The sequence below is a fragment of the Paenibacillus sp. OT2-17 genome (genome assembly GCF_009827695.1).
In the GTDB taxonomy this organism is placed as follows: Bacteria; Bacillota; Bacilli; order Paenibacillales; family Paenibacillaceae; genus Paenibacillus; species Paenibacillus polymyxa_B.
Genome location: NZ_WUDQ01000469.1, coordinates 1 through 2,931, shown reverse-complemented (window position 1 = coordinate 2,931; position 2,931 = coordinate 1). Strand labels below are relative to the sequence as shown.

Genomic DNA, 2,931 nt, shown 5'->3' with positions numbered 1-2,931 from the left:
TCCCGCACCATGACCAGCTTCGGATAATCCTCTTGCTTGAAGCCTTCTAGCAACACACAATCATAGGCCTGAAAATGCCGGATCAGTCCGGTGAGAGGCTGACTATTCTCCTCTAAAATGGCTGTTCTTTCAGCCGAAACAATAGCTATGCCTTCAGCACCCGCCTGTCGGTGCTTGAACGTATCTGTACCCTCATGATCCATTTCAAATTCATGTCCATCATGCTTAATCACTGCTACGCGTAGACCTGACTTCTGCACATAACGAATCAATCCTCCGCGAAAGGTCGTTTTTCCCGTATTTTTGAATCCGACGATTTGACATACAAATGGATGTTTAGTATTCACGTCACCTGTCCACCTAGTAACACCAGTACACGCACCTCTTCACCTTCGCGTAATCCTTCTGTTGTGGGAGGAATCACGATCAGACAGTCGCTGTCCTTAATGGTCACCATGACACTGGATTCATCTACTCGCGCAGGAATCGCGTATACTTGTCCACCACGTATCTCCAGAGAGCTGCGTACAAAGCGTGTATAGTTGTTTACCTTCGTATAATCTGCACCTAACTTCGCCGTCCAGGTTTGTAAATATGGATGTGCCGAAGATAACATCATTTGGATCGTCGGCCGTACAAACAGCTCACAGCCTACAAAGCACGCGCCGGGGTTGCCTGAAAGCGCAAATAACAGCTTGCCGTCAATCACTGCGGCTGTGGTCACACTTCCTGGACGCATCGTAACCTTGTTGAACAGCATATTCACATCTTCCTGTCGTACCAGATCACCCATAATATCAAAATCCCCCACCGATACTCCTCCACTCGTGACCACGATATCATAGGCAGCTATCGCTTCACATACAGAAGTACGGGCAAGGCTCAAATCATCATGAATGGCTTGTAAAATGAACGGCTCTCCTCCTGCCTCTCTAATTTGAGAAGCCAGCATATATGTATTACTGTTTCGAATTTTCCCCGGTTGTAACGGCTCATCCACTGCAAGTAATTCCGATCCTGTAGAAAAAACGGCCACCCTTGGCTTCCTGTAAACAGGTACCCGGTGTACTCCAAAAGTAGCCAGTACCGAGATGTGCCCTGCTCCCAGGCAGGTTCCCTTACTAAGCAAAAGCCGACCTTCCTGAATCTCATGACCAATCTGTGTCACATTTTTGCCAACTTCTATACGCTTCTTCAAGCCGACATATGTCTGTCCGTTTTCCTCACGCAGCTGTGTCGCTTCCAGCATGACAACCGTGTCCGCTCCTTCAGGTAATTGCGCTCCTGTCATGATGCGGGCAGCCATTCCAGTCTCCACCCGCTTGTCCGATACGGTGCCACATGGAATTTCATCAATCACATGTAGCCAGATTTCCTGACCGGATGAGCACACTTCGGTGTCCGAGCCTAGGATCGCATAACCGTCCATACCTGAGCGACGAAAACGGGGATACGGGTGTGGTGCGGTCAAATCCATCGCCAAATAACGTCCATGCGCCTGCTCCAGCTCTACGTCTTCCCTTTCACCCTGTTTAACATAGCTAGCTATCCTGCTTTGTGCCTCTTCCACCTGAACTGCTTTACGCTGGAATTTTTCTGCGTTTAATGATGTATGATTCATAATCTCACTCCGTTCTTCTAAAATGCCCTCTTTCTGTTATAACGCTAAAACCGTTATCTGGCAAATCCGGGCGGAGTTTAGAACGTCAAACTCGGCTGCTTTTCCCCGTGCTGTTGCGTGTTTTGGGCTTACTATATAAGTATGTTGGCAATAAAATAACCCGTGAATTCCACGGGTCATTTCCATAACTTTATAAGTGCTTTAAGCTTATTATGAGACATAGAGCAAGTGAAGTCAGATTCTTCGAATCGTACCTCCAAATGCGTTAGACTCGATCTCACAAAACCAAGTCGTGATAGCTGAAAAGCTTCCTTACAAGCCTGTGCAGTTACCCCGATCGTATAAGAACAATGTCTAGAGTAACGCGGTACATAATCAGTTCTTTTCTTTTTTCTTGAGCTCTGCCGGTATCGGTTTAGCGCCAAATACTGTTTTTTCGTTTTTGGTAGATTCGTTAGCGTATTTTCCCAGTCTTAAATTTAAAGCTCTCGCCAATTTCTTATCCATTTTCGTTCACCTCCTTTCCATAAAGGAAGAATACTGAATGCTTGAATAGCTAAAGATAAGCATATTATGTGGGATTGTACAAAAAAATTCACCGCACAAATCAAAACACATACCGTTTTATAATATTTGTGGTTATTGGTCTTATGAATATAAATAAAATGATTGGGTGCATAAACTAAAAACACTAATACTGAACAAGCATTAATAATCAAAATCGTTGATAAATTTAAAGAGACGAGAGGTATAGTTACACATATTGCCGTTGTAAAACAGACACAAAATGTAAGATTACTGAAGTGTGCCCCTCCTGAAAATCTTCTTACAAACATGATAGTTACTAGAGCTAATAACGACCCCAAAAAATGCCCAGTCATCCAAGCTATAATCGCAACCATTAGTATCGAAGACACTTCGGTAATTTTTATACCAAGCGCATATTCCATCACTTCTACACTTGTTGGACCATCAGGATCAGCTTTTTTTATTTCCGTTGCGATGTACCGTGATAGCGCTTCTAGCATCCTCATAATCTCCTCTCTCTGAAAAGAAATACGACACGCCGAAAGTAAGCAATGAAATGGATAGTAATCCTATGGTATTTGAGCTATAGAGCATATACAAAGTAATAAAAATGGTGACAGCTGATATTAAAGCACCTAGAATCAACATTTTATTTAGGGATGATAAGTAATTTTCAGCTCTTAAAAAATCATGTGGAGGCTGAATTATAAACGAGAAACCAAAGTTATATTTTCCCATTATATAAGAAATAAAGCACGCAATAATAATAGAAGTTAACTGAA

General features: G+C 43.1%; 4 protein-coding genes and 1 pseudogene. All 5 read right to left on the bottom strand.

The features are described 5' to 3' along the window. Positions 1–347, bottom strand: a 347-nt coding sequence (gene mobB / locus GRP75_RS23235; RefSeq protein ID WP_160790487.1) for a molybdopterin-guanine dinucleotide biosynthesis protein B, incomplete at its 3' end; no start/stop codon positions are given. Then, positions 344–1,621, bottom strand: coding sequence for a molybdopterin molybdotransferase MoeA (locus GRP75_RS23230; RefSeq protein ID WP_160790486.1), 1,278 nt, complete (start codon positions 1,619–1,621; stop codon positions 344–346). The genes mobB and GRP75_RS23230, both read right to left, overlap by 4 nt. A gap of 375 nt (positions 1,622–1,996) precedes the next feature. Next, positions 1,997–2,128 (bottom strand): hypothetical protein, encoded by a 132-nt coding sequence (locus GRP75_RS30350; protein WP_023988946.1) that lies wholly within the window; start codon positions 2,126–2,128, stop codon positions 1,997–1,999. Further along, positions 2,101–2,649, bottom strand: a complete 549-nt coding sequence (locus GRP75_RS23225; protein ID WP_076159567.1) for an accessory gene regulator ArgB-like protein — start codon at positions 2,647–2,649, stop codon at positions 2,101–2,103. The genes GRP75_RS30350 and GRP75_RS23225 overlap by 28 nt, the downstream gene beginning before the upstream one ends. After that, positions 2,600–2,931 (bottom strand): annotated as a pseudogene (locus tag GRP75_RS30010) (hypothetical protein); the annotation flags it as partial. The gene GRP75_RS23225 and the pseudogene GRP75_RS30010, both read right to left, overlap by 50 nt.